We start from the raw sequence: 19,399 nt of genomic DNA, 5'->3' as shown, positions 1-19,399 counted from the left end.
ATATCAGACTGCCGACCGTCGACGATGGACAGGCCTTCGGGCCGGGCTCTTCACGGAAAAACAAAAACCACGGGGCCTGGTACTTGACAGCCTCGTTCATATCAGATTTTAACTGAGTGATTGCGCGCCCTTTACCTTTGCCGGCGGACAGACTATAATAGCATTCGTGGGATTTTGGCTATTTTTCCCGCGGGAGATGGGGTGAAAAAATCCCCTCCCCGGGGAACCTTTTCGAAGGTCTCGTCGTCAGTACTAGTGAAAGGCCCGCGGGGAGCGGGTTGCGGGGAGGAAGTGAAGGCGAAGCCGCACTTCGCGCCCCGAAGGGCTGAGCGCAGAGACCCCAAGGATTAGCATGTTCATGCGGGCCCGGTGCGATGCGCCCGGACCACCACACGCCACTGAAGGGAGTGATGCGGCCCCGCAGGGCGGCGGATACATAACCAGCCTTTCTTCGATGATTGGAGTCGCGCACAGTGTCGTGCGCCTCAACCAAAGGGAAGAAAGCCGGCTGCGGATCTCCGGCCCGAGTGGGGACGACCATCCAGAAAAAGAACCACCTGCATCACGCCTCATTTCAGTAGACACATACGGGGGAGGAGAAACGAAGGTTATGAAGCGAGGCAAAAAGGCTCTTGCAGTACTTTCCACTGCGGCTCTTCTCGGCACCACGCCCGCGGCGGTGGCGCTGCCTTTCCTGACCAGCAGCGTTGCGTATGCGGCGGGAACGGCGACGGCGATTACAACGCCGAACATCAGCACTTCCCAGCCATATGCCGATCTGGGTACCATTGACATGTTTATCCCGAAAGGTGCGTTGGGCAGTGTTGATCCCAACGGCAACACCCAAGTGACGTTGCTGTTGCCGAGCGGGTTCCAGTTTGATTCGAGTCTTATCGGAAAGACATGGGGTAACACGGATGTCACTGACTCCACGACTTCTAGTTTCTGGGAAACTACGACTAGCAACACTGTTGCTAATCTACCAACTAAGGTGTATAACACCTATAATAACGGAACGAACACTATCAACATTTATGCCCCGTATGTAGATGGCATAGCTCCAGGCGGTGGTAGTGTTCACTGGACTATTGGAAGTCCGACCCTTTTGAAGATCACAGTAGATAGTGCCGCGCAATCGGATGACTGGCACCTATTTGTTCATCTGCCCAGCATCAAGGTTTCCGGCCCGGGGAATGGACCTGTTAACGTGACGATGATCGCCCCGTCCACGAGCCCATTGCCGACAGGTTCTGTAACCGTAGGGAATGTGGCGACCGCCGGCAAAGTCGATCTCGCGGCCACAGACGTGGTGAGCAGCAGCGATCACTTCACGTTTAATCTCGCTGTTTCTGAAGAGGTGGCGCAATCACTTCGCCCCGGCCAAGCCTTAAAGCTTAAACTGCCGAGTGGGTTTAAGTGGGACGCAACCGCGGTTACCTCAGGAGATGCAACCTCGACCAGTGACACGGCGAATGTAGTTGTGGCAGATGTGTACGGGGATCCTCATGTTTATACCGATACGAATAACAACTCTGTCTCGAACATCAAGGTTACCAATGACGGTGACCAAACGTTATGGATCAATGTCGATCATCCTACGAAGCAGGCTAGCGGTTATCTGATTACCAATCTCGGCTTCTATGTGGATGATGAAACTGTGGCTCGGGCCGGCGACGTAACCGTTCTGGTAACCGGCGGTTCGACGACAAACGTATCCAACTTGGTTGTCGGACACTATGGTCAGATCGGATTCCAAGCCACTGCGGAATCCCAGCCGACGCTTATCGCAGGGCAGAAGGAGCAGATCATCGGAGACATCATCATCAAGGAAACGGTTCCTGGGTCGTTTGTGTCCGGTCGTACCGTAACTTTGACATTGCCGGATACGGCTCGGTGGGAATCGCAATTTGAGAATCGCAACTCTACTGACATCCAGGGAGCCTATTCCGCTACCAACGGAATATATGTGAGCAAGATCCAGTACACGGACACGGACAAGCGGACGTTGAAGCTCACGATTGGCGGTGAGTCAAGCGCCAATTCTACAAATCCGGCTGAAATTGATCTGCGCAATATGCAAGTGGCGTTGCAGCCTGGTTTCTCGGGCGACCTGAACGTCGAACTCGGCGGCACCGAAGGCGTGACCGGGAACGTGACGGTTGCAACTGTGCAATCTCCTGTCTCTGTAAAAGTGGATAACGCTCCGAACGTGATTATTGGCTCCGGAAGCCAGGATATCGGGACCATTACCCTTACGGAAAACGTCGCTGGAGGCTTCGCTAAGACAACCGTTGGCGGAAAGACCTACAATCAAGTGCATATTGAGCTGCCTTATGGTGTTCAATTTGATGGAACGCCGAACGTGGAGGTCACGCAAGGTGATCTCAGCATCAAGGACATTTCGTCTGGTCTTGGCTCGGATAACAAAGGTTATCTGGACTTCTATGTGGATGCTGAGAGTACCACTCCGAGCGTAATCACCATTTCCGGTGCCAAGCTCAAGCTTGATCGGACGGTACCGCAAGGTGACATCGTGCTGAAAGTTAAAGGTAGCTCGGTTTCCTATACTGCCTACGCCGTCGATCAAACCGATGAGAGCACTGCGGTTCAGCCGTGGGCTGACAACAACAAGACTGCGGCCAGCACGGTCATTGCCCACGTCACCACCCCGGCTCAGTCTGGGTCGAACGTGGCGACCTTTACGGTGGGGAGCACCACCTACACGGTCAATGGCCAGCAGCAGACCATGGACGTGGCGCCGTACCTCAAGAATGACGGCCGCGTGATGTTGCCGGTGCGCTTTGTTGCAAACGCCTTGGGCGTGAGCGATGACAGCATCATCTGGAACCAGAATGATAAGTCCGTGACGATCTTCAAGGGCGGAAGCGTTGTGAAGATGACCCTTGGCAGCAACACCCTGATCGTTAACGGAACGGCGGTCCAGATGGACGTGGCGCCTGAACTGTACAACGACGGTCGCGTGATGCTCCCGATCCGCTGGGTTGGCCAGGCGTTGAACGCCAACATCAGCTGGGATCAGGCGACTCAGACCGTGACGGTGACGACCCAGCAATAAGTCGCGATATTCACGGCTGGGAGGGCGGCGTACAGGCTGAACGGGGTATCTATAGCGATGGATGTCGCGCCCTACATAAGGGACGGGCGTATGATGGTTCCGCTGAGATACGCCGCCGAAGCCCTGGGGATGAACGGGGAAGGGATCGCGTGGGATGAACGCGACCAATGCGGTGCCCTCACCAAGGGAAGCCTGTCGGCGATCTTCACCGCCGGCTCCACACGCCTCATCGCACGCGGAGTGGCGGTGACGATGGACGTGGCTCCGGAGTTGGTGAACGGTCGCCTTATGCTGCCGGCTTGCTGGGTTGGTCTCGCGCTGAACGGTTATACGTATTGGGACGAGAGCGCGCAAGAGGCGATCATTACCTCCCAGTGGTAGGGAAGATCGAGGAGGCCGCTGCGCCCCGATCCGGAGGGCCCCATCATGGGGCCCTTCCCCTTCATGGGGAAAGTTGCCCGAGGCAACCAAATGGGTCCACGGCGCTAGTTCTGGATGCCTGGCGGGTCTGGGAACGGCCGGTGAACAACCTTCGAATGGGAAAGGAGGAGATAGCGCTTGAAGTGGAAGCCAGTGGCGATTCTGACATTGACCTCGATGCTGGCGGGGGGCGTTCCGGTGTTCGCGGCGGATGCTCAACCGCAGCCGGTTCAGGTGGTTGTCAACGGCCAGGCGCAGCAGTGGACCTTCATGCCGCAGTGGGTGAACGGCCAGGTGTTTGTGCCCGCCGACCAGTTGGCGAAGGCCTTCGGAGCGACACTCAAGCAAGATGATGGGGCGAAAACCTTGACGCTGTCCAAGGGCTCGCAAACCGTCACTCTCACTGTGGGCTCCAGCATGGCTTGGCGGGGCGGGAGCCAAGTCCAGCTTCCGGCGGCGCCCATGGCGTTGAACGGGTCGATTCTCATTCCTCCAAATCCGGTGGCGCAGTGGCTGGGCGGGGACAGCGAGTGGATCGACGGCACGAAAACCCTGGTGTTGTCGACCCGGGGAGCGATTACCTCCGGGGTCTCTCCGGACGCGACTAATGTCCCCTTGACCTACGAGAAAGCGCTGGAGCTGGCCTATGCCAACAGTTACAAGGTGAAGAATGCCCTGGAAGACATCACGCGGACCAGCAAGGTTCTGGACAAAGTCTCGGACAACGTGGAATTCGTGCCCGCCCGGGGTGGCGATACCACCACCACCCAGATCTATGCGGGATATACCCAGGCATCCATCGCCCACCAGATGTCCTTCCGGGCCTACACCATGGCCCAGGATGTGGTGACCTACGCCGTAAAACAGGCGTACAACGGCATCCTCCAAGCCGAGGCCCAGCAACAGGCGGCCGAAGCGGCGCTGAAAAACGCCCAGGTCCAGGCGAACATTGCCACGGTTGGCCATCAGTACGGGACTGTCAGCGACATCCAGTGGCAACAGGCCATGCAGGGGCTCCAGGCCGCGAAGGCCGGTCTTGAGGCGGCCAACAAGGCGGTGACCGACGCCTACCAGCGGCTCAACAGCCTGACGGGGCTCCCCACGGATGCCAAGTACCAGGTGGTGGACCAGCCCCAGGTCGATGATCTCAAAAACGTGGATCCCGAAGCCCAGGTGGCCCGGGTGACTTCGGACAGCCCGGCGATCTGGCAGGCCGAGCAACAGGTCAACCTCGCGAAGCTGCAGCTTGACCTGTACACCTTCAACGACAAAATGAACCCGGACCCGTATGAGGCGAAGCAGATCGATGTGCAAAAGGCGGCCAACACCGTTCAGGATCTGCAAGACCAACTTTCCCGGGCGGTGCGCTCCGCCTACAACGGGCTGCTCGAGCTCCGGGATCAGTATCAATCGCTCCAGTCCCAGCTCGCGGCCGCCGAGCAAAGCCTGAAGCTCGCCCAGATCCAGTATCAGTACGGGGCCGGCATCCAGGCGGACGTGGTGGCGGCCCAGGCCAAGGTGGATCAATTGAAGCAGCAGCTCGCCAACACCGCGGCCCAGTTCGATAATCTTAAGATGGTTTTTGAGAAGCCCTGGGTGGCCGGCGGATCGGGGAGCACCTCAGGCACCTCGAGCGGCGGGTCCGCGGGCTGATCCGGCGGGGCCGGGGCATCCAACCTTTTCTGAACCACGCAACAGCCAAACAACAATCCTTCCCAGATGATAAAAAGGCAAGAAATCCGGCGCAAAAGCCCCTCCCTTGGCCGGCCGCGACTTGTGGCCGGCGTTCTTTCTTTTTTCAAACTCTGTTCACGGTTGCCGCTTTGCGTTAATATAGAATACACCGAGATCGTTCGCACACTAACGATTTCGCGGAAGGAGGGCGGTGGGAGCCTCGGCCATATCCGGCAATTGGGAACGACGAGTCTTTTTTTGTGCGTAAAGAATCATGTCGCAGGTGCCTATGCGCGGCCGCAACGGCAAACCCGACAGAGAGAACGTCCGCCGGGGCCATGCTTCGGGAACCGGGCGAAGAGGGAGGGACAATGGACGCGGTCATGAAGCGAAAGATCATCCTCATCATCCTCGTGATTGCGATCGTCGTCGGCGGCGGGGGCATCGGCGCCTATTACTGGTACCAGGCGTCCCATTACGTAACCACCGACGACGCACGGATCGACGGGGACATCTACCGGGTGATGCCCCGGACGTCCGGGAAGCTCACCTCATTGAACATCCATGAGGGGGCCTACGTGGTCGCCGACCAGATCGTGGGCCAGCAGGATGTCAGCAATCTGCCGAACAGCCTGCTCGACAACGCCCTGCTCCGGGCGCCCGCCAGCGGAACGGTGATCAAGACCTTGGCCAAGGTGGGGGAGGTGGTTTCACCGGGCCAACCGGTCGCGCTCATCGTCAACAAGAAGAATCTCTACGTGGAAGCGAACATCGAGGAGACGAACCTCGGGAAGATCCGTCTCGGCGAACCGGTGGATTTTACGGTGGACAGTTTTCCCGGCCTTCGTTTTACGGGTAGGGTGATGGACATCGGCCAGGCCACCAATTCAACTTTCTCGGCCATTCCGGCGCTCAATACCAGCGGCAACTTCACCAAGGTCACCCAGCGGATCCCGATCAAGATCAGCATTGACGACCAGCACGGGGCCGACCTGTCCCCGGGGATGAGCGCGGAGATCCGCATTCACATCAAAGGATAGGAGGGGGACGGGATGAAAAGAGGTCCGAAGAACCTTGGTTTGTTCATCGCCGCCTCTTCCGCGCTGCTGCTGTTGCTCTCCGGCTGCGGCTCCGGAGCCACATCGGCGCCGGCGGCGCTGACCGGGCCCGTGGTCCAGGTGTTCACCGTGGCCGGCGGCGGCCAGACGGTGACCGGCAAGGTGGCGGCGGCCGATTCCGTGCAGGTTTCCTCGAAATTGGGGGCAAGGGTGACGGCGGTTCATGTGACCGAGGGGTCCCGGGTACATAAGGGGCAGGTCCTGGTGGAACTCGATCCGACCGATTACACCGCCGCTGTCAACCAGGCCCAGGCCGGGTTGCAAGAGGCCCAGGCCGGACTCGCCGCCGCCCAGGCGAAGCTGGCCGACACCCTTGCCGGCGCCCGGGAGCAACAGATTCAACAACTCCAGGCGGCGGTGGAGCAGGCCCAGGCGGCGTATGACACCGCCCAGGACAACTTGACCCGCACGCAAAACCTGTTTAACGCCGGGGCCGCACCCCAGTCGGCGCTGGATCAGGCCCAGCTCGGGTTGGCCCAGGCCAAGGGGGCACTGGATCAGGCCAAAGCCCAGCTCAGTCTGGCCCAGGCCGGGGCCACGGCGAACACCATCGCGGCGCTGAAAGCCCAGGTCGACCAGGCCCGGGGGGCGGTGAACCAGGCTCAGGCCGCATTGCAGGCGGCGCAGAATAACCTGGCGAACACGAAGATCACCGCGCCCATGGACGGCGTGGTGGCGTCGAAAAACATCAATCCGGGGGAGATGGCGGCCCCGGGGGTGCCCCTGATGACCCTGGTGAATCTCGACACGGTGAAGGTGGACGCCAGTGTGCCCCAGACCCTTTTGCCCGGGCTTCACACCGGCCAGACGGTGGCGGTGCACGTGGCCGAACTGGGGGATCAGATCTTCACAGGGACGATCACCTTCCTCAGCCCGGTGTCCGATCAAAACAACAACACCTTCCCGGTGGAAGTCACGGTGCCCAATCCCGACGGGAAGCTTCGGGCGGGGATGGTGGCGGACGTGACCTTTGCCGGCGGCGAGGCCGGGGTGGAGATCCCGGTGAGCACCCTGGTCAAGCAGGGTGGCCAAACGGCGGTTTTCAAACTGGAAGGCGACAAGGCTCGTCGCGTGGCGGTGCAAGGGAAGCAGAAAGACAACAACTGGTTTATCGCCGCGTCCGGGGTGAGCATCGGCGATAAACTGGTCATCCAGCCCCCGACTGATCTCAAAGACGGCGCCCAGGTCCAGGTGCAGGGAGGGAAGACCCCGTGAGCCGGGAGGACGTGGCCGCGCAGCCGGGCGGTCCAGGCGGCCCGGCGGCTGGCGCCGGGGATCGCCCGGGTCCCGGGGCCGGGTCCGGAGGGCCGGCCGCCCCCGATGAGGTTGTGGAGGCCCAGTGGCTGGCTCTGGTCGTCATCATCCTCGGGGCCTTTATGGCGATCCTCAACAACAGCCTGATTAACGTCGCCCTGCCCCAACTCGCGAATTTTTTCGGGGCCTCCACGGACCAGATCCAGTGGGTGCTGACCGGCTACACCCTGGCTTCGGCCATGGTGGTGCCCCTGAGTGGTTTTCTCGGTGACCGGTTCGGTTACAAAAAATCCTATTTGATCTCCGTTGTGCTCTTTGTCGCGGCGTCGTTTCTGTGCTCGGTCGCATGGAGCACTTCAGCCCTGATCGGTTTCCGGATTTTGCAGGGGTTGGCCGGGGGGACGCTGATGCCCCTCAGCATGACGATCATCTACAAGATCATTCCCCGGCACCAGATAGGGCTGGCGCTGGGAATCTGGGGGATCGCGTCCATGGCCGCGCCCGCCGTGGGTCCGACTTTTGGAGGCTACTTGATTCAATATTTTTCCTGGCACCTGCTTTTTTTGGTCAACGTACCCTTTGGACTGCTAGCCGCCCTTTTCGGGATGATCCTGCTCCGGGAAACGCCGATCCAGACAGACCTCGGTTTCGACACGGCGGGGTTCATCCTCTCCATGGTGGGCACCGGGACACTTTTGCTGGCGCTCAGCGACGGCCAAAAAGAGGGCTGGGGGTCCTTTTACATTGTCAGTCTCTTCTTTATCGCCGTCTCCGCCCTGAGCCTTCTGGTCTGGGTGGAGCTCGGCACCGCCAAACCCCTGGTGGACCTGCGGCTGTTCAAGAACCCGACCTTCACCATCAGCACCATCACCTCCAGTCTCGTGATGGTGGGGCTGTTCGGAGGGGTGTTTCTGACACCTCTGTACTTGGAGAATATCCAGGGTCTGTCGGCGATGGACACGGGACTGCTCCTCATGCCCCAGGCTCTGGCCATGGCGCTGATGATGCCCGTCTCCGGCAAATTATTTGACAAGATAGGCCCGGTGCCTTTGGGGGTCGTGGGAGTGCTGCTCCTGGCCGCCATGACGTATCATCTGCACAATTTGGCCTTGGATACGCCGAATTCCTGGCTGACGTGGGTCTTGGTCCTTCGGGGTTTGGGGATCGGTCTTTCGATGATGCCGTTGACCACCTCCGGGATGAACGCGCTGCCGCCCGACACAATCGGCCGGGCGTCGGGCCTCGGGAATATGGTGCGCCAAGTGAGCGCCTCCTTCGGCATCGCGGCGCTCACCACGATTCTCCAGCAGCGTTCGGCGGTGCAATTGTCCCGGATCAGTGACGGGGTGACCATCGACTCGGTGCCCTTCGCCCAGCTCCAGGCCCAGGTCAGTGCCGGTCTGGGCCAGGCCGGGCTGGATCCGGCGACAGCTGCGGGCGGAGCGGCGGCGGTCCTGGCGGGCATCATCCAGAAGGAGGCGGTGACCCGGGCCGTCGCCGACACGTTCATGGTGGCGTCGATCCCGCTGTTCTGTGCCCTGCCGCTCATTTTCTTCCTGAGGAGCCGGCCGAAGGCCCAGCCGGCCCACACCGGTTCCCCTGCGGCTTCGGCCGCTCCGGCGAAGGCTGAAGGATGATGCACTTGGTGTCGTGCTCCACAGGATCTTCAAGAGTTTTTCACAACCCGTCGACAATCCGGCGATACAATGGCCTCAGATGCAGCCTCGCCCGCCTCGTTACGGAGGCGGCGCGGGGGTGCGGCGCCGCCGGCCTCTTGATCGGGTCGGGAGCGGAGCCCGGACCTTCGCCGGGCACCCGTTCGGGGCCGCGGGCGGCGCATCTCCGCTCGTGCATCGTCAGAGGTACGCCAATTCCGGGAAGAAAACCGTCCTCGAGGGAGGAGAATAATGAGACCACACCGCCTCGCACTCACGCTGGTTGCGGCCCTTGTCCTGGGTGCGCCCCTCGCGGGGTGCGCTGGGGGCAAGCCTGCCGCCACGCGCCAAGCTAAACCGATCCCCGTCGAAACTACAGTGGTCCGGATGGGGGATATCGGGGGGAGCCTCACCCTGACCGGACAGGTCCAGGCGACCGCAGTGACCAAAGTGGCGCCAAAGATATCCGGGAAAGTCGCCGCAGTCCTGGTGAAGGCCGGAGACGCGGTGGCCGCCGGACAAGCCCTGGCCAGGATCGACACCAGCGATCTGGAGCATCAGATTGCCCAACAGCAGGCGGCGCTCCAGGTCGCCGAGGCCCAACTGAACAAGGCCCGCTCGGACGCCCAAAACGGGTACACCCAGGCGAACTCTGCCTTGACCCAGGCCAAAGTGGCCCTGGATGATGCAAAGACCAATTATGAGCGCACGAAAAATCTGTTTGATGCCGGCGCGGCCTCCCAGCAGCAGCTCGATGCCGCATCGGTGACCCTGCAGACCAAACAGGCGGCGTATGACGCGGCGCTCCAACAGGTGCAGACCGCGGCTCCGGGGGGCAATCCGCTCAACCAGGATGGGATTAAAGTGGCCCAAGCCCAGGTGAATCAGGCCCAGACGGCCCTTGCCACCCTGCAGAGCCAGTTGGCCGAGGCCACGGTCACCTCGCCCGTTGCCGGGGTGGTGGCCTCCCGGGACGTAGAGCCCGGGGAGTTTGCCGGCCCGCAGTCGTCGGTGGTCACCATCGCACAGATCAATCCGGCCAAAGTAACGATCCAGGTGCCGGAGAACCGGATAAACGATCTCAAGGCCGGGATGTCCGTCAAGGTGCAGGTCCCGGCGGCGGGGATGGATGCGTCGGGCACCCTGTCGAGGATCGATTCGGTGGAGGATAATACCACAAAATCCTACGGGGCCGAGGTGGAGATCCCGAACGGGGACGGACGGCTCAAGCCCGGGATGGTGGCCCAGGTTACGATCGACGGGCTGACCCCGGCCCGCGGGCTGGTTATCCCGGCCTCGGCCATGGTGGAGACGCCGGATGGCCCGAAGGTCTTCACCGTGGAGAATAACACGGCCCACCAGCACTTGATCCAGGTCGGGGCGGTGGACAGCCAGCACGTCCAGGTCCTGAAAGGCCTCAAAGAAGGGGATGTGCTGGTCATCTCCGGCCAGGACCTGCTCGGCGAGGGCGCCGCGGTGACCATTGTGCAACCGGGTTCGGGCGGCGGCTCGGGCGGCAATGGGAGTCCCGGTGCGAAAACTCCGGGCGCCGCCGCAAACGGCGGGGTGAACAATTCTGGCGGCGCGGGCAGCCCGGTCAAGGGCGGCCTCGCGCCCGGCGGGCCGGGTGCGTCTTCGCGCGGATCATCGGCCGGTGGCGCGACGTCGGCTGTCATGGGCGCCTCCTCCTCGGCATCCTGGGACGGGTGGGCCTCACGGGACCAAAGCAATTGGGCGCGAGGTAACCTGTCATGAAGATCGCGGATTTTTCCGTAGAACGTCCGGTCACGATCTCCATGATCATGGTGGTGCTGATCCTGCTCGGAAGCATCGCCCTGCCGCTGTTGCGGGTGGATCTCTACCCCACCCTCAGCATTCCGGTGGCGGTGGTGACGACGACCTGGAACGGAGCGTCCCCGGAAGAGATGGAGCAGCAGGTGAGTAAGCCCATCGAGGCCGCCATGGCGACGGTGCAGGGGGTCAGCGAGGTCGATTCCAGCTCCCGACAGGGCGGATCCTTGGTCGTGGTGCATTTCAACTATGGCGTCAATCTCGACCAGGCCATGCTCAACATGCGTGACAAACTGGATCGGGTGCGAAAGGCTTTGCCCGACGGGGCGGACACGCCCCAGGTGATGCGGCTGGACCCGAACAGCATGCCGATCTTGAGCATTGCAATGTCCGGCCCGATGGACCCAGTCGAGTTGCAGCGGTTGGCGTCGGATGTGGTGGAGCCCCGGCTGTCCCGGGTGAACGGGGTGGCTTCGGCCACGGTGAGCGGGGGGAGGCAGCGGCAGATTCAGGTGGTCCTGGATCCGGCCAAAATGCAGGCTTACGGGATCTCGATCAATCAGGTGCTTCAGGCCATTCAGGGGGACAATACGTCGGCGGATGCCGGAGTGGTGGACCAGGGCACCCGGCGGGTCACCGTGCGAGTGATCGGTGATTTTCAATCGGTCCAGGATCTTGGGGATGTGCCCATCCATCTCTCCGGGTCGCCGTCCGGAGCCGCTGGCCCGGGCTCCGCCGGGGGCGTTCCCGGGGTTCCGGTCCTGCACCTGCGGGACATCGCCGACATCCAGGATACCTTCGCCGAGGTCACTCAGTCGGCCAGACTCAACGGGCAGCAGAGTGTGAGCATCGATGTGTACAAAGTGTCGGACGGCAACACCGTCCAGGTGTCGGACAACGTCCGGAAGGAGCTCGACACCTTGCAAAAGCTTTTGCCGCCGACGGTAAAACTCAGTGTCATTTCTGACCAGGCGACGTTTATCAAACAATCCATCGATACCGTTGTCAACCACACCCTGCTCGGGGCCCTGTTTTCGGTGGTGGTGCTCTATCTGTTTTTGCGCCGGGTGCGCACCACGCTGGTCATCGCCGTGGTGATCCCCATCTCGGTGATCAGCACCTTTTCGTTGCTCTATTTTAGCGGACAGACCATCAATGTGATCACTCTTGGGGGTCTGGCCTTGGGACTGGGGTCCCTCGTGGACTTCGCCGTGGTGGTTCTGGAAAGTATCTTCCGCCACCGGAGCGAGGGTGCCGGTCCCAAGGAAGCGGCGAAGGTGGGGACGGCGGAGGTGGGCACCGCCGTCATGGCATCGGCCCTGTCGCAGATTGCGGTGTTTTTGCCCATCGCTTTCACCCAGGGGTTGGCCCAGCAGTTGTTCGGCCCCCTTGCCCTGACGGTGAGCTTCTCCCATATCGCCGCATTGTTCGGCGCCCTTACGCTGGTGCCCATGCTGGCGGCGCGGTGGATTCCCGAGATGAACGAGGAGGAGGAACTTCGCCGGGCGGCCCGGTGGAACCCGGTTGCGGCCTTCGGCCGGGGGATCCGGGCCCTGAATCGGGGGTACGGGCACCTGCTCCGCTGGGCGCTGGGACATCGCAAAACGGTGATTGCCGCGACCTTGGCACTCTTTCTGGCGAGTGTCGCCATGGTGCCCTTGATCGGATTCGAGCTGACGCCCACCGTGGACAACGGGCAGTTTCGGGTTTCCATTGAAACGGGCACGGGCACCAATCTGCAAACGACGGATCGGGTGGCGACCCAGGTCGAAACCGTTCTCCACAGGATTCCGGAGGTCGATCGGGTGTTCACCCAGCTCGGCGGCGGGGGGCAGATGGGCTTTGGCGCCGCCGCTTCCACCGACCGGGCGAACCTGCAGGTGGAACTCAAGCCTCTGGCCGAGCGGCACCGGTCCACCGAACAGGTGATGGAGCAACTCCGCCAGGAGGTGTCCCGCATTCCCGGCGCAAGAATCACCGTAAGCGCCGGGGCCGGGCCCCAGATTGGGGCGGGGGGCGCCCCCATTCAGGTTCAGATCTCCGGACCGGATGTCGCGGTGTTACAACAACTGAGCGATGAGGTGCAAAAAGCGATTTCCGCGGTGCCGGGCCTGCGGAATATCCAGAGCTCTCTGGACCGCCAGGTGCCGCAATTCCAAATCCTGGTCGACCGACAGCGGGCGGCCCAGTACGGGCTGTCGGTGGGGAGCATTGTCTCCGCGGTGAGGACGGCGTCGGCGGGGAGTGTGGCCACACAGTACCGGGCAGCGGATGCGTCCATCGACGTGCTGGTGAAATACCCGGACTCCTTCACCCGGCAGTATTCGAACCTCAGCCAGATCATGATCGCAACCCCCACCGGGGGCCAGGTGGCCCTGGGGGACGTGGCGAAGATCGTGCCTGGGGTGGGGCCGGCGACCATCACCCGGGTCAACCAGAACCGGACGGTCACCGTATCGGCGGAGTTGTTCAACGTGCCCCTGGGGAACGCCCAGCAGGCGGTGACGGCAAAGCTGCAGGAACTTCCGCTGCCCGACGGTTATACGGTGCAACTCGGCGGCCAGGCCAATGACCTGAACGACTCGTTCCGGAGTCTCGGGTTGGCGATGCCTCTGGCCATCGTGTTCGTCTACATGGTCATGGCCAGTCAGTTCGAGTCCCTGTTCAGTCCCTTTATCATCATGTTCTCCCTGCCCCCGACTTTCATCGGGGCGGCCTTGGGGCTGGTGGTGACCCACCGGGCGCTGAGCATCGATGCGCTGACCGGCATGATCATGGTGATCGGGATCGTGGTGAACAACGCCATCGTGCTGGTGGACTATATCAACCAGTTGCGCAAGCGGGGGTTGGCGCGCAACGACGCCATTGAGCAGGCGGGCCCGATCCGGCTGCGCCCGATCCTGATGACCACCGCCACCACGGTGTTGGCCATGTTGCCCCTGGTGATCGGCTACGGCGAGGGCGCCGAGGCCCAGGCGCCCATGGCCACGGTGGTGGCCTTCGGGCTCACGGTGTCGACGCTGGTGACCCTGGTGCTGGTGCCTGTGGTGTACACCCTCTTTGACGATTTCGGCCACTGGATCCGGCGCCGGTTGGGGCGGGTTTTCGGCCGCCGGAGCCGGGAGGCCGAGGCGTGAGCCTTGGCGATGAAGCGGTTGCCGCCGGTCAACGGGGACGGGCGGCGGCCGCTTTGTTGCTTCGGGGTGCCGCATGGGGCCGACCGGGCCCATCCACCCTTTACGGAGCTGGGAAAGTTCAATAGAATCGGTGGTGGACGAGGGGGGTGGGGGATGGCGGCGATAACCGGAGCGGTGAGAAATGCCGTGGTGTACGTGCTGGCCGCGGCGGCCGTGGTGGGGCTGTTGATCGGGTATAACATCGCCTCGGACCAGAACAAACAATTTCTCAAGACATTCCAGGCGTTTCAACAGTCCCAGACCCTGATGCAACAGCAGCAGTACGCCCAGGCTGAACCGCTGCTGAAGAAGGTGGTCGAGGCCCAGCCGCACAGCTTCATGGCGTTGTGGAACTATGGAATTTGCCAATTCGGACTGAAACGCTACGACTTGGCGGATCAATACTTCACCAAGGCGAGGGAGCAGCGGCCCTTTTTGCTGAACGACCAACTGTACGTGACCCAGTATGGAGAACTTCTGTACGCCAAAGGGGATCTCGCCCGGGCGAAGGAGTATCTGGAGCGCAGCGTGTCGCTGAACGGCGGCACCGATCTGGCGAAGGAAGCGAAGTCGTGGCTGGACAAGATCCAGGCGAAAGAAGCCCAGGCCCGGGCAAAGCCATAGAGGGTTAGGGTCGGGCCCGGCCTTGGATAAGTCGACACGCGGGGACGTCAAGGGGCACGGCGTCGCGAGTACCCCGCATCAGCCGGAACGCGGATCGGGAAGAGGTGAAAAAGCGGGTGAGTCGTGCACTTCTCCGGTCGGTCCACTTGGAAACCCAACAAAAGGTGGACCGATGGGTTGCGGGAATTTTGATCGTTTTTGTGGCGCTGGCGCCTATTATCATGCGGGTGAAAGCGTTTCTGTTCATCAGCCCGGTGCTGTATCCCGGGGCGATGGGCACCGGCGGCAAGGGGGATGTGTTCAACTATTATAAATACGTCTTTCTGCTGGTTGTGACGGTGGTTGTGGCGGCGTTCTTTCTCTACAAAATGACCAAAGGGCGCTACGAGATCCGCCCGGGGTACATAAATCCGCCACTGGCCGTCGCCTTTGTGCTTTTCTTGGCTTCAGGCCTGGCCGCACCGTATATGTCCCTGGCCCTGGGGGGCGATCCCAGCCGATTTGAAGGGACCTTGACCTACCTGTGTTATTTTGCCCTTTTCCTCATTGCGGCGAATACGGAGTACACCGACCGGCGGGTGGAGCTGCTCATGTACGGCCTGGCGGTTCCGGTGGTGGTGAACGTCCTCATTTCGCTGATGTATTTTTATGGACACGACATGTTCCAAATCCCCTGGTTCCGGGCGCTGATCGTGCCGCCGGGGCCGGGGTCCGAACACACGACGGGGTATCTGGTCACCTCCCTGGCCAACCCGAACTATCTCAGCGGGTTTGCGGCGGTGACCACCGCCCTGTTTTGGGCCCGGGCGATGTGGGACGGCGGCCGGTGGTCCCGGTGGGTTGTCGACGTGGTGCTGGCGGTGATTTCTTTTGCCGCCGTTCTCGCCTCCACCTCCACCAGCGGATTCGCGACCTTGGTCGGCATCCTCGTGGTGTTGGCGGTGGCGGGTTTGCGGCTGCGCCCCCGGCGGGGGTGGCTCGGCTTTGCCGTGCCCCTGGTGGCTTTCGTTGGGGTGTTTGCCGTCATGAGTCCGCACAACCCGGCGGTGTGGCAGAACACCATCGGGACTTTTGTGAATCTCGGCGGATTGGAGCAGCGGGGGGCGCCGGGCGCCTCAGGGCTCTTTGGGGCGGGTTATCCACGGGCGGTGGCGGCGGAACAGGGGGCATCTCCGATGAAGGCGGGGTCCGCCCAGGCAGCCGGAGGTGAGGCGGCCGCGGGCCAGCCGGCCGGGGGGCCGAAGCCCAATGCTCCGGATGGTATCTACCTGCCTCCCGCCGAGACAGGAGCCGGGAGCGGACGGCTGTACATCTGGAAGTGGGCGGTGTCGATGATCGCCGACTCTCCTTGGCTGGGGCACGGCATGGATACCTTCATGTTTTATTTTCCCCAGGACGATCCGGCCAAGAATAGCAATTTGCACGATTATAACATTATCGTGGACAAGCCCCACAACATGTATCTGGCCTGGGCTTTCGGGGCGGGGGTGCCGGCCCTTGTGGCGCTGCTCGCGCTGTTTGCGCTGCACGCCTGGCGCATGGTGGCCACGCTTTGGCGGCGGATCCTGCCCGGGCAGGCGGTGCGGTTGTTGGTGCCGCTTTTCGCGGCCTGGGTGGCCTGGCTGGTGCAGGGTCTTGTCAACGACTCGGTGATCGGGCTTTCGGGGGTGGTCTGGGTCCTGTTCGGGGCGGCGGTGTCGATCCTCTTCCGGTACCGGCCGCGGACGGAGCCCGTCAAGGGGGGTAAACGGTGAACGAGCAGCAGATGGAGGATGTGGTGGATCTGAGGGATCTGCTGCGGGCCCTGGGCCGGCAGATCCCGCTGATTGCCCTGGTAACGGCTGTGGTCGCCGTACTGGGAGCCTGGGTGAGCTTTCGGGGGCAGCCGGCCCCCGCGCCTACATATACGGCCACGGCGGCGATCTACGTGCAGGTGACGCCCGGGGCGGCCGGCGGATCCGGGCCGGGCGGGCCCGGGGTGGCTGCGGGGTCGGCGGCGGACGCCGCCCAAGCGGTGGATGCGGTGCTGGGCAGTGATTTGGCCCTCATGCAGAGCCAGGCGTTTCAACAGGCGGTGGCCCGGGCGTACGCCGGCGGGACGGCGGGCTCGGGGAGTGCGGGGGCTGCGCCCGGGGGTGTCGTCGGCGCCGGGGCGCTTCCGGACGGGGCGTCTTTGTCGGTGGCCCGGTCCGGCCACCTGTTCTCGATCACGGCGACGGATCGCTCCGCAGAGGGGGCGACGACCCTGGCCGGGGCGGCCATCGATGTGCTCGGGGAGATGATGAAGCGCATTCCCCAGCCCCAGAGTTTGAGTGTGGTGAGTGCGCCGGCGGCTGTCGAACAGGCCCCTGCCGCGGTCTCCCACTCCTTGGCAAAGGTGGCCGTGGCGGTGGTGCTCGGGCTGATCCTCGGGGCCGGGGCGGCGCTGGTCCGGGAGTACACGACTCCCATGGTGCGCACGGTCCCGGAGGTGGAGCGGCACTTGGGGGCGCGGGTGTTGTCCGCGGTCCGGCGGCCGGCGCCGGCGGTGGATGGCGCCGGCGCCTCCGGGGACGGGACCGCCGACGGGGCGCACCCGGGGTCCATCTACCGGGCGCTTCGGGTCAATGTGGCTTTTGCAGCCGGGGACCGTGTGCCCCGGGTGCTGGCGGTGGCGGGTTGTGTGCCCGGCGCTGACAGCCGGGTGACGGCGGCATCCCTGGCCCGGGTCGAGGCGGAAGCCGGCCGGAGGACGTTGCTCATCGATTGGACCGGATCCGGGGGGATGCCGGCGAACTGGCGGTCGAAGGTGCAGCCCACCGGCGTGGAGGGACTTGAGAGGCTCTGTGTGGGCGCCGGGGAGGAAAAGGGCGGCCCCGGGGTCGACGAGCAGATTGCTGCTTTAGTGGACGAGGCCCGGCGGGTTTACGATCAGGTGGTGATCGGAGGACCGGCCTTGCTGGGCACGGTGGAGGGGCGGATTTTCTGTCACGTGGCCGACGGGGTGCTGGTGGTTCTGAGCGGGGGGCGGGTGCGGAAGGAAGCGGTGGAAGAGGCGGCCCGGCTGCTCGACCTGGCCAGAGCCAGGGTGCTGGGCGCCGTGCTCTGGGATGCCGACGGGCCGGCCCGGGGCCGTTTGTTCGCCCGGACGCGGGCTGTGGCGATGCCGGGCTGGCTGGAGCGCCCGGGTGTGAGATGAGGCTCCGGGCGGCGGGCGGGGTGCCCGGTCCGGGGCGCGGCGGAAGGCCTTGGCTCGCGGCGATCCTCTTGTTCGGGATCGCCCTGCGCCTGGGGTGGATCTGGGCGGTGAACACCCAGCCCATCTCGGATTTTTTGCATTATCACGATTTGGCCATGTCGCTGCTCCATCAGGGGCGCTATGAGATGCCCGAGGGGCTGGATTACATCAAAATGGACACGCCTTATGTGAAGACGGGGGTGCATTATCCCACAGCTTTCCGGCCGCCGGGTTACCCCTTTTTCCTCACGGCGGTTTATGCGGTTTATCCGTCGGTCCTGGCGGCGAAGCTGGCCAATGTGGCCCTGGACGGCCTGTGGATCTGGGCGGTGTACACCCTGGCGGCGGCGGCCGGAGGAAAGAGGGCCGGGCTTCTTGCGGCCGGAGTTGCCGCAGTGTTCCCCACCTCCGTGGCGTACAGCAGCGTGCTCGGGACCGAGACCCTGTCGGCGGCTCTGGTGACGGTGATCGCCGCTCTGCACGTTCGGGGTTTTGACCGGAGGCCGGCCGGGATGGCGGCCCTCGGCGCCCTGATGGGCGGGTTGGCCCTGGTCAAACCGTATTTTGCGGTGATGCCGGTGTTGTACGGGGCACTGCACTACCTGCGGGCCCGAGAGGAGAGGGGAGCGCCGGTGAGGGCGCTTCGACACCCAGGGGTAGGGCCGCGGGGGTGGCTCAGGCCATGGACGGCGGGGACCGCCTGGCGGCGGGCGATCCTGGCACTGGTGGTCAGCGGCGCGGCGGCGGCGGCAGTCGTCGCGCCGTGGACGGTCCGGAACGCCCTGGTGTTTCACCGGTTCATCCCCATCTCCACCAACGGAGATTTTGTCCTGTACATCAACAACAATGACGCCAACCGGGGCTGGTACCTGGATCCGCTGCAGGTGCCGAATTCGATTTTTAGGACCGATCGGGTTTTGGGGCCGGACGGGGTGTACGACGAGGCGGTGGCAATGGCCAGGGCCAAAGAGGAAGGGATGGCCTGGATCCGGGCGCATCCGCTGGGGTTTATCCGTCTGGGGATCGACCGGCTCAGTGCGAGCTATTTGAATCCCGCAGGGGATGTGGCGGACTGGTCGGTAGCTCCGGCCGAGCTGCGGATCGACCGGCGATGGGTGGAGCCGCTGTTGCAGGGGGCCCGGGCCGCGGCCCTGGTGGTGATCGGTGGCGGCTGGGTGTACGTGTTGGCGATGGGGCTGCGAAGGATCGCGGGGCTTCGGCTCGGGGCGGCGCATCGCGTGAATGTGCTCATGATCGCCTTCGTGACCGCCGTGATTTTCGCGTCCGAGGGGCAGCCGAGGTACCTGTTTCCGATTTATGGGTTTTGGATCGCCGGGGTGGCGTTTGCGGCGCATCGCGCGGCTTCTGATAAAACAGCCGAGGACCGGGGCTAG

The 19,399-nt window shown here is 63.1% G+C and carries 13 protein-coding genes; all 13 read left to right on the top strand.

Annotation, left to right across the window (positions count from 1 at the left end; translation table 11 throughout):
• The first annotated feature begins 610 nt into the window (after nucleotides 1-610).
• The 13 genes from K6T64_RS12675 (at nucleotide 611) to K6T64_RS12615 (ending at nucleotide 19,399) form a co-directional block, all read left to right on the top strand.
• A complete protein-coding gene (locus K6T64_RS12675) occupies nucleotides 611-3,076 on the top strand; it encodes a copper amine oxidase N-terminal domain-containing protein (RefSeq protein ID WP_288010579.1) in 2,466 nt (821 codons plus the stop codon).
• 6 nt (nucleotides 3,077-3,082) lie between these two features.
• Nucleotides 3,083-3,457 carry a copper amine oxidase N-terminal domain-containing protein gene (locus K6T64_RS12670; protein WP_288010581.1) on the top strand — a complete coding sequence of 125 codons (375 nt, stop codon included), beginning with the start codon at nucleotides 3,083-3,085 and terminating at the stop codon, nucleotides 3,455-3,457.
• Between the two features lie 177 nt (nucleotides 3,458-3,634).
• On the top strand, nucleotides 3,635-5,149 hold the full coding sequence (locus K6T64_RS12665) for a stalk domain-containing protein (RefSeq protein WP_288010578.1): 1,515 nt from the start codon (nucleotides 3,635-3,637) through the stop codon (nucleotides 5,147-5,149).
• A gap of 404 nt (nucleotides 5,150-5,553) precedes the next feature.
• Entirely contained in the window at nucleotides 5,554-6,210 is a 657-nt protein-coding gene (locus K6T64_RS12660; RefSeq protein ID WP_288010580.1) for an HlyD family secretion protein, read from the top strand.
• 12 nt (nucleotides 6,211-6,222) lie between these two features.
• Nucleotides 6,223-7,503, top strand: a complete 1,281-nt coding sequence (locus K6T64_RS12655; RefSeq protein ID WP_288010577.1) for an efflux RND transporter periplasmic adaptor subunit — start codon at nucleotides 6,223-6,225, stop codon at nucleotides 7,501-7,503.
• Nucleotides 7,500-9,179 (top strand): DHA2 family efflux MFS transporter permease subunit, encoded by a 1,680-nt coding sequence (locus K6T64_RS12650; protein ID WP_288010576.1) that lies wholly within the window; start codon nucleotides 7,500-7,502, stop codon nucleotides 9,177-9,179. Before K6T64_RS12655 ends, K6T64_RS12650 begins: the two co-directional genes overlap by 4 nt.
• Nucleotides 9,180-9,449: 270 nt before the next feature.
• Nucleotides 9,450-10,952, top strand: coding sequence for an efflux RND transporter periplasmic adaptor subunit (locus K6T64_RS12645; protein WP_288010575.1), 1,503 nt, complete (start codon nucleotides 9,450-9,452; stop codon nucleotides 10,950-10,952).
• Nucleotides 10,949-14,125: an efflux RND transporter permease subunit gene (locus K6T64_RS12640; protein ID WP_288010574.1), complete on the top strand. Its 3,177-nt coding sequence runs from the start codon at nucleotides 10,949-10,951 to the stop codon at nucleotides 14,123-14,125. Before K6T64_RS12645 ends, K6T64_RS12640 begins: the two co-directional genes overlap by 4 nt.
• Nucleotides 14,122-14,250: a hypothetical protein gene (locus K6T64_RS12635; RefSeq protein WP_288010573.1), complete on the top strand. Its 129-nt coding sequence runs from the start codon at nucleotides 14,122-14,124 to the stop codon at nucleotides 14,248-14,250. Before K6T64_RS12640 ends, K6T64_RS12635 begins: the two co-directional genes overlap by 4 nt.
• A gap of 28 nt (nucleotides 14,251-14,278) precedes the next feature.
• The gene (locus tag K6T64_RS12630) at nucleotides 14,279-14,788 is read left to right on the top strand and encodes a tetratricopeptide repeat protein (protein WP_288010572.1); all 510 of its coding nucleotides are present in this window, start codon (nucleotides 14,279-14,281) and stop codon (nucleotides 14,786-14,788) included.
• A 116-nt stretch (nucleotides 14,789-14,904) separates the two neighbouring features.
• The gene (locus K6T64_RS12625; protein WP_288010571.1) at nucleotides 14,905-16,542 is read left to right on the top strand and encodes an O-antigen ligase family protein; all 1,638 of its coding nucleotides are present in this window, start codon (nucleotides 14,905-14,907) and stop codon (nucleotides 16,540-16,542) included.
• The gene (locus tag K6T64_RS12620) at nucleotides 16,539-17,966 is read left to right on the top strand and encodes a Wzz/FepE/Etk N-terminal domain-containing protein (RefSeq protein WP_288010570.1); all 1,428 of its coding nucleotides are present in this window, start codon (nucleotides 16,539-16,541) and stop codon (nucleotides 17,964-17,966) included. Before K6T64_RS12625 ends, K6T64_RS12620 begins: the two co-directional genes overlap by 4 nt.
• A gap of 20 nt (nucleotides 17,967-17,986) precedes the next feature.
• Nucleotides 17,987-19,399, top strand: coding sequence for a glycosyltransferase family 39 protein (locus tag K6T64_RS12615; RefSeq protein WP_288010569.1), 1,413 nt, complete (start codon nucleotides 17,987-17,989; stop codon nucleotides 19,397-19,399).

It is taken from the genome of Kyrpidia sp., from assembly GCF_023512215.1.
Classification (GTDB): Bacteria; Bacillota; Bacilli; order Kyrpidiales; family Kyrpidiaceae; genus Kyrpidia; species Kyrpidia spormannii.
The sequence above is the reverse complement of the archived record's forward strand: the minus strand, read 5'-3'. Positions and strand labels throughout refer to the sequence as shown.

Excerpts from the sequence above, each read along its gene's own strand:
- K6T64_RS12675 (WP_288010579.1), top strand. The coding sequence starts at position 611 with ATGAAGCGAGGCAAAAAGGCTCTTGCAGTACTTTCCACTGCGGCTCTT.
- K6T64_RS12660 (WP_288010580.1), top strand. The coding sequence starts at position 5,554 with ATGAAGCGAAAGATCATCCTCATCATCCTCGTGATTGCGATCGTCGTC.
- K6T64_RS12655 (WP_288010577.1), top strand. The coding sequence starts at position 6,223 with ATGAAAAGAGGTCCGAAGAACCTTGGTTTGTTCATCGCCGCCTCTTCC.
- K6T64_RS12645 (WP_288010575.1), top strand. The coding sequence starts at position 9,450 with ATGAGACCACACCGCCTCGCACTCACGCTGGTTGCGGCCCTTGTCCTG.
- K6T64_RS12640 (WP_288010574.1), top strand. The coding sequence starts at position 10,949 with ATGAAGATCGCGGATTTTTCCGTAGAACGTCCGGTCACGATCTCCATG.
- K6T64_RS12630 (WP_288010572.1), top strand. The coding sequence starts at position 14,279 with ATGGCGGCGATAACCGGAGCGGTGAGAAATGCCGTGGTGTACGTGCTG.